General features: G+C 71.8%; 6 protein-coding genes and 1 pseudogene. 5 read left to right on the top strand and 2 right to left on the bottom strand.

The genetic code is table 11. The features are described 5' to 3' along the window. Positions 1 to 415 (top strand): annotated as a pseudogene (locus tag ADL01_RS32100) (serine/threonine protein kinase); the annotation flags it as partial. Positions 416 to 700: 285 nt separating this feature from the next. Here the strand turns inward: ADL01_RS32100 and ADL01_RS32095 are convergent. Beyond that, complete coding sequence (locus ADL01_RS32095) at positions 701 to 1,810, bottom strand: LacI family DNA-binding transcriptional regulator (protein ID WP_053745534.1); 1,110 nt, start codon at positions 1,808 to 1,810, stop codon at positions 701 to 703. A 178-nt stretch (positions 1,811 to 1,988) separates the two neighbouring features. On the opposite strand from ADL01_RS32095, the gene ADL01_RS32090 reads away from it, so the two are divergent. The 3 genes from ADL01_RS32090 to ADL01_RS32080 all read left to right on the top strand — a co-directional run bounded on the left by ADL01_RS32090 (position 1,989) and on the right by ADL01_RS32080 (position 4,625). Further along, positions 1,989 to 2,945: an ROK family protein gene (locus ADL01_RS32090; protein ID WP_053745533.1), complete on the top strand. Its 957-nt coding sequence runs from the start codon at positions 1,989 to 1,991 to the stop codon at positions 2,943 to 2,945. Positions 2,946 to 3,223: 278 nt separating this feature from the next. Further along, on the top strand, positions 3,224 to 3,427 hold the full coding sequence (locus tag ADL01_RS32085; RefSeq protein ID WP_053745532.1) for a hypothetical protein: 204 nt from the start codon (positions 3,224 to 3,226) through the stop codon (positions 3,425 to 3,427). Between the two features lie 142 nt (positions 3,428 to 3,569). Beyond that, positions 3,570 to 4,625, top strand: coding sequence for an NUDIX hydrolase (locus tag ADL01_RS32080; RefSeq protein ID WP_053745531.1), 1,056 nt, complete (start codon positions 3,570 to 3,572; stop codon positions 4,623 to 4,625). A 19-nt stretch (positions 4,626 to 4,644) separates the two neighbouring features. On the opposite strand, the gene ADL01_RS32075 is transcribed toward ADL01_RS32080, so the two are convergent. Continuing rightward, entirely contained in the window at positions 4,645 to 6,000 is a 1,356-nt protein-coding gene (locus ADL01_RS32075; protein ID WP_053745530.1) for a dipeptidase, read from the bottom strand. A gap of 134 nt (positions 6,001 to 6,134) precedes the next feature. Here ADL01_RS32075 and ADL01_RS32070 point away from each other — a divergent pair, with 134 nt between their 5' ends. Beyond that, a complete protein-coding gene (locus ADL01_RS32070; protein WP_053745543.1) occupies positions 6,135 to 7,343 on the top strand; it encodes a geranylgeranyl reductase family protein in 1,209 nt (402 codons plus the stop codon). Positions 7,344 to 7,350 lie beyond the last annotated feature (7 nt).

The raw sequence follows: 7,350 nt of genomic DNA, 5'->3' as shown, positions 1-7,350 counted from the left end.
GGGCGGCGCCACCGCCGGCGACGCGGGAAGGGGGACGACCGGCGGAACGGGCGCGACGGGCACCACCGGCGGGAGCAGTACAGGCGGCGCCGCGACTCCCACACCCACCCCCACTTCCGCCCCCGCCTCCGACCCGGCGTGCGAGTCGACAGGCGACGGCAAGTACAACTGCACGGTCTGGCGCACCGCGAAGTCGTACACCGCCTCCGGCACCGAGGTCGGCGTCCTCAACTCGGGCACCAACTACTTCTACTGCCAGCAGAACCTGGGCCGGCGCGAGACATACGGCAAGTGGACGAACGTCTGGTGGGCGAAGACCGACGACGACAGCGGCAACGCCGGTGTCTACGTCAGCGACGTCTACCTCAAGGGCGGCGACAACGACACCCCGGTGCCCGGACTCCCGGTGTGCTGAGCCCGCCGGCACGGCTCCGGACGGGACGGACGGAACTCCTCGGGTGCGGCGCCGAACAGGTTCCTCAACTGCGATGATCCGTCGAGGAGTTCGGGGAGCGGTTGCTGTTCTCCCCGCCCTCCGCGCGGATCGGCTCGACGCCCACCTCGGGGGAGGGAGCGGCCGGGCACGGTCGTACGGGCCTGTCGGCGCCGGCGCTCCCTGGCTGGCGTCGAGCCACGTGGCGAACAACTCCCGTACGTTCCCGGGGACGTTGAACCAAGGCCCGTCCAGGATCCCGGACCGTCAGTCCGCCGGCGGCAGTTCCCCCGAGCCCCGGGTGATCAGGCGGGTCGGGAGTTCGATGCGTTCCGGAGTGAGCAGAGTGCCGTCCAGCTGACGGAAGAGTCGTTCGGCGGCCGTACGGCCGAGCTGGGCCGAGTCCTGGGCGACGACGGTGACGCCCGGCTGGAGCAGATCGGCGAGTTCGAAGTCGTCGAAGCCCACGAGGGCGACCGCACGGCGATGTTCGGCGAGGACCCGGACGACCGTGACCGTCACCCGGTTGTTGCCCGCGAAGATCGCCGTGACCGGAGACGGCCCGACGAGCATCTCCTCGGCCGCGCGGCGCACCCGCTCCGGGTCGGTGACGCCGAGGGACATCCACTCGTCCTCGACCGGTATGCCGGCGTCCTCCATCGCGGCGCGGTAGCCGCGCAGCCGCTCGGCTGCGGTGTGGATGCGGGGCATGTCGCCGATGAAGCCGATCCGGCGGTGTCCGTGCGCGATCAGATGGGCCACACCGTCGCGTGCGCCGCCGAAACTGTCCGACAGGACCACATCGGCGTCGATCTGACCGGCCGGCCGGTCCACGAACACCGTGGCGACGCCCGCCTTCAACTCGGGCTCCAGATAGCGGTGGTCGTCACCGGCCGGAATGATCACCAGCCCGTCCACGCGCCGCGCGCACAGCGCCAGTACCAGCTCCTGCTCGCGGTCCGGGTCCTCGGCGCTCGACCCGTTGATCAGCAGCGCGCCGTGCGCCCGGGCGATCTCCTCGACCGCCCGGCTCAGGGGGCCGTAGAACGGGTCGGCGAGGTCCTCCAGGACGAGGCCGATGCTCGCCGTACTGCCCTTGCGCAGCACCCGTGCGCTGTCGTTGCGGCGGAATCCCAGCGCGTCGATGGCCTCCTGGACTCGGCGCTCGGTCTCCGGCGTGACCCCGGGTTCGCTGTTGACGACACGCGAGACCGTCTTCAGCCCGACCCCGGCGCGCGCGGCCACGTCCTTCATGGTCGGACGGTTGCCGTAGCGGTTCTCCGGGCGGCGGGCGGTGTCGGCCACGATGCGCTGTCCTGTCCTGTCGTCGACGGGACGACGGCGGTCCACGGCGATCCACTGGTGCCTGCGGACCATGGTGCGTCCGGGGGATGCGTCGTCCCTTGTTGTATATGAGGATGTCGGATCGAGCATAGAGCCTGGACAACGTTGTCAGGTGCAGGGGACACTGTCCCCCACCAACTCCGGCCTGCGCCCCCCACCATCAGACCGGCCCGCCCCTATTCGCCATGGTTGACAGGGAGATCCGACACTGATGCACACCGACCTCGTGGCAGCGCTCGACATCGGCGGCACCAAGATCGCCGGAGCACTGGTGGACGGCCTCGGCGGGATCCTGTTGCGCGCACAGCGCCCGACGCCCGCGCGGGAGGACGGGGAAACCGTGATGCGGGCTGTCGAGGAGGTCCTCGGGGAGCTGACCGGCTCCTCGCTGTGGAGACGTGCGAGAGCCGTCGGCATCGGCAGCGCGGGTCCGGTGGACGCCTCCGCGGGCACGGTGAGCCCGGTGAACGTGCCCGGTTGGCGCGGCTTTCCGCTCGTCGGACGGGTCCGCGCCGCGACCGGTGGCCTGCCCGCCGAACTGATCGGCGACGGCGTGGCGATCACGGCGGCCGAACACTGGCAGGGCGCCGCCCGAGGCCACGACAACGCGCTGTGCATGGTCGTCTCGACCGGGGTCGGCGGCGGCCTGGTCCTCAACGGGCGACTGCACCCCGGCCCCACCGGCAACGCGGGCCACATCGGGCACATCAGCGTCGAACTCGACGGCGACCCCTGCGCCTGCGGCTCCCGTGGCTGCGTGGAGCGCATCGCCAGCGGCCCCAACATCGCGCGCCGCGCACTGGCGAACGGCTGGCAGCCGGGCCCCGGCGGCGACACCTCGGCCGCCGCGGTCGCCGAGGCGGCGCGCTCCGGTGATCCGGTCGCTGTCGCCTCCTTCGAACGCGCGGCCCAGGCGCTCGCGGCCGGCATCGCCGCCACCGCGACCCTCGTCGAGATCGACGTCGCCGTGATCGGCGGCGGCGTGGGCAACGCCGGCGACATCCTGTTCACGCCCCTGCGCGCGGCGCTGAAGACGTACGCGACCCTGTCGTTCGTCCACCGCCTGGAGATCGTACCGGCGCAGATGGGCACGGACGCGGGCCTGGTCGGCGCGGCAGCGGCGGCGCTGACGCGTTGGGCGGACGACACGGCTGAGGCGGGTGTCTGAGGTCCCGCGGACCAGTTGCTCACCGGCCTCCTGGCAGCGGTCGCGGTGCGGGGACCCGGCCTTGCCAGGCGGCCGGGTCGCGCCGTGACACGTCGTGTTGGCTGCTGCCCCGGCTGTCGGCACGCGGTCGCTGCTGTGGTCCGTGGACGGTGTTTCAGGAGCGGGAGGCACGGGAGCCGTGAATCTGACACGACGGGCGGACGTCTGTCCGGTGTAGCAGTACGACGAAGCCGTCCCTTGGGCGTGACCCCCGCCCCGGTTCGGCAGTTGAGCCGGGCATGAAGAAGCGCAGCATGCTCGCCATCGCCTCCCTCGCCACCGGGTTCGTCGTCGCGGCGATCACCCCTTCCCACGGTCTCGGGGCCGACGCCCTCGGGGATCTGAACGTGGACGACACGCTCAGCGCCCTCGACCACACCGTCGCCAGCGACAGCATGGCCGTGGACGAGAACGCGCTGGGGGGCCCAAGCACCAACCGCTGACGAGGCGGAAGTTGTCGCAGTGGCGCCGGTGACCCGTGTGACGGGGCACCGGCGCCACTGTGTCGGCGGCCTCAACGGGATCTGGTTTCCGTGGCAGGGTGGAGCGGGCAAGCCTCAGGGGTCCAACAGAAGAGGGGGAAACGTGATCGTCTGGGTCAACGGCGCGTTCGGTGCGGGAAAGACCACCACCGCACGCGAACTGATCGAACTGATCCCGAACAGCACGCTCTTCGACCCCGAGGTCATCGGTGGGGCACTCGCGCAGCTGCTGCCGCCCAAGCGCCTCGCGGACGTCGGCGACTTGCAGGATCTGCCGATCTGGCGGCGGTTGGTCGTGGACACCGCGGCCGCCATGCTCGCGGAGCTCGGCGGCACCCTCGTGGTGCCCATGACGCTCCTCCGCCAGGAGTACCGCGACGAGATCTTCGGCGGTCTCGCCGCCCGCCGGATCACGGTCCGGCATGTGCTGCTCGCCCCGGCGGAAACGATCCTGCGTGAACGAATAGGCACCCGGGAGGTCCCACCCGACCTCCCGGACGCGGAGATACGCGTACGACAGTGGTCGTACGACCAGATCGAGCCGTACCGGGCGGCACTCGCCTCCTGGCTCACCGCCGACGCGCACCCCATCGACACCAGCGCCCTCACCCCGTACGAGACGGCCGTGCGGATCGCCGAAGCCGTCAGCACCGGGACCGCGCCCGTGTGCGACATCGTGCAGACCCCGGAACCCACCGGCGAGACCGTGGCCTCCGGGGTCCTGCTCTTCGACGAACAGGACCGGGTCCTGCTCGTCGACCCCACCTACAAGGCGGGCTGGGAGTTCCCGGGCGGAGTCGTCGAGCGGGGCGAGGCGCCGGCGCGCGCGGGCATGCGTGAGGTCGCCGAGGAGACGGGCATCCACCTCACCGACGTACCCCGGCTCCTCGTCATCGACTGGGAGCCGCCCGCACCGCCCGGCCACGGCGGGCTGCGCCTCCTCTTCGACGGGGGGCGGCTCGACCGCGCCGAGGCCGGGCAACTGCTGCTGCCCGGCCCCGAACTGCGCGAATGGCGCTTCGTCACCGAGGAGGAGGCCGCCGGCCTGCTGCCTCCCGTCCGCTACGAGCGCCTGCGCGGGGCGCTGCGGGCACGCGAGCGGGGCGCCGCGCTCTATCTGGAGGCGGGGGTGGCGGTGGGACAGGCCGAGGTGGAGTAGGGCGGGTGTCCCGGCGGGTTCAGGACGCGGCGTAGTTCCGGAGGAACAGGGCCTCTGTCACCGACAGGCGCTCCAGTTCCTCCGGGGACACGCTCTCGTTCACCGCGTGGATCTGGGCCTCCGGCTCGCTCAGGCCGATCAGCAGGATCTCGGCCCGCGGGTAGAGCGACGCGAGCGTGTTGCAGAGCGGGATCGAGCCGCCCTGGCCCGCGTACTGCATCTCCTGGCCCGGATAGGCGACCGCCATGGCCTCGGCCATCGCCGTGTACGCCGGGCTCGTGGTGTCGGCGCGGAACGGCTGGCCCTGACCGATCTGTTCCGTGCTCACCCGCGCGCCCCACGGGGTGTGCGCCGTCAGATGCGCCTCCAGGAGCTTCGTCGCCGCCGCCGCGTCCACGCCCGGCGGCACCCGCAGGCTGACCAGCGCGCGTGCGCTCGCCTGCACGGACGGGGTGGCGCCGACCACGGGCGGGCAGTCGATGCCGAGGACGGTGACCGCCGGGCGCGCCCAGATCCGGTCGGCGACCGGGCCGGAGCCGATCAGCTCCACCCCGTCGAGCACCTTGGCGTCCGCGCGGAACTGCTCCTCGTCGTAGGCGAGCCCGTCCCACGACGCGTCGTCCGTGAGCCCGTCGACCGTCGTCGAACCGTCCTCGGCGCGCAGTGAGTCGAGTACGCGGATCAGCGCGCCCAACGCGTCGGGCGCGGCCCCGCCGAACTGGCCCGAGTGGAGGTTGCCCTCGAGGGTGTCGACCTTGACGCGCAGCATGGTCATGCCGCGCAGCGTCGAGGTGACCGTCGGCAGACCGACCCGGAAGTTGCCCGTGTCGCCGATGACGATCGTGTCCGCGGCGAGCAGCTCCGGATGCGCCTCGGCGTACTGCTCCAGACCGCCGGTGCCCATTTCCTCCGAACCCTCGGCGATCACCTTGACGTTGACCGGGACGCCGCCGTTCGCCTTGAGGGCCCGCAGCGCGAGCAGGTGCATGATGAGGCCGCCCTTGCAGTCGGCGGCGCCACGCCCGTACCAGCGGCCGTCCCGCTCGGTCAGCTCGAACGGCGGGGTCACCCAGCCGGCCTCGTCGAGCGGCGGCTGCACGTCGTAGTGGGCGTAGAGGAGGACGGTCTTCGCGCCCTCGGGGCCGGGCAGGAAGCCGTACACCGACTGTGTGCCGTCGGGGGTGTCCAGCAGGGCCACGTCCTGGAAGCCGTCGGCGCGCAGCGCGTCGGCGATCCAGTTCGCGGCGGCCTCGCTCTCGCTCTTCGGGAACTGCTCGAAGTCCGCCACCGACTTGAACGCCACCAGTTCGGTGAGCTCCACCCGTGCCCTCGGTATGAGTGAGGCGACGGTCTCGGCGACCGGATTCGAGGACATGGGCACGCTCCTTGTGGGTGCGACGTTGTATGGGACAAGTCCTGTGATCCTCCCACAGCGGACTGTGGCGACGCCCGCCGTAGGATGCGGGGGAACAGGTGCGGCAGGCGGATGACCAGGAGCAGCAGACCATCGTGAGCAGCGAGAACTCTTCGGCGGACGACGTGGCGCAGGTGTGGGACGTCGTCGTGGTGGGCGCGGGACCGGCGGGCGCCTCGGCCGCCTATGCGGCGGCGGTCGCCGGCCGCAGTGTGCTGTTGCTGGAGAAGGCGGAACTGCCGCGCTACAAGACATGTGGCGGCGGGATCATCGGCCCCTCCCGGGACTCCCTGCCGCCCGGTTTCGAACTTCCCTTCCAGGACCGGGTGCACGCGGTCACGTTCTCCCACAACGGCCGCTTCACCCGCACCCGTCGCTCCAAGCAGATGCTGTTCGGCCTGATCAACCGGCCGGAGTTCGACCAGCAGCTCGTCGAGCACGCCCAGAAGGCGGGCGCCGAGCTGCGTACGGGCGTCACGGTGTCGCGGGTCGAGCAGCACGGCTCGGCGGTACCGGACCGGCGGACGGTCGCCGTGGTCATGCAGGGCGGTGAGACGGTGCTGGCCCGCGCGGTCGTGGGCGCGGACGGCAGTGCCAGCCGCATAGGAGCACACGTCGGAGTGAAACTCGACCAGGTGGATCTGGGCCTGGAGGCGGAGATCCCGGTGCCGCAGACCGTCGCCGAGGACTGGCAGGGGCGGGTGCTCATCGACTGGGGCCCGATGCCCGGCAGTTACGGCTGGGTGTTCCCCAAGGGTGACGTGCTGACGGTGGGCGTGATCTCCGCGCGCGGTGAGGGCGCGGCCACCAAGCGGTACCTCGAGGACTTCATCGCCCGGCTGGGGCTGGCCGGCTTCGAGCCGAGCATCTCCTCCGGCCATCTGACGCGCTGTCGCGCCGACGACTCGCCGCTCTCCCGTGGCCGGGTGCTGGTCTGCGGTGACGCGGCGGGCCTGCTGGAGCCGTGGACCCGCGAGGGCATCTCGTTCGCGTTGCGCTCGGGGCGGCTAGCGGGGGAGTGGGCCGTACGGATCGCGGAGGCGCACGACGCCGTGGACACGCGCCGTCAGGCCCTGAACTACGCGTTCGCGATCAAGGCGGGGCTCGGCGTCGAGATGGCCGTCGGCCGGAGCATGCTGAAGGCGTTCGAGCGGCGCCCCGGTATGTTCCATGCCGTCCTGACCGGGTTCCGCCCCGCCTGGAACGCCTTCCGGGACATCACCCGAGGCTCCACCTCACTGGGCGAGCTGGTCCGCTCCCACCCCATGGCCGGGCGCGCCCTGACCGCGCTCGACAGGCCCTGAGACGCGG

Source organism: Streptomyces sp. NRRL WC-3618, from assembly GCF_001280005.1.
GTDB lineage: Bacteria > Actinomycetota > Actinomycetes > Streptomycetales > Streptomycetaceae > Streptomyces.
Note: the sequence above shows the minus strand (reverse complement) of the source record. Positions and strands in the feature narration are given on the sequence as shown.

Bases quoted from the DNA above. Each gene is read 5' to 3' on its own strand.
- ADL01_RS32095 (WP_053745534.1), bottom strand. From the start codon at position 1,810: ATGGTCCGCAGGCACCAGTGGATCGCCGTGGACCGCCGTCGTCCCGTC.
- ADL01_RS32090 (WP_053745533.1), top strand. From the start codon at position 1,989: ATGCACACCGACCTCGTGGCAGCGCTCGACATCGGCGGCACCAAGATC.
- ADL01_RS32085 (WP_053745532.1), top strand. From the start codon at position 3,224: ATGAAGAAGCGCAGCATGCTCGCCATCGCCTCCCTCGCCACCGGGTTC.
- ADL01_RS32075 (WP_053745530.1), bottom strand. From the start codon at position 6,000: ATGTCCTCGAATCCGGTCGCCGAGACCGTCGCCTCACTCATACCGAGG.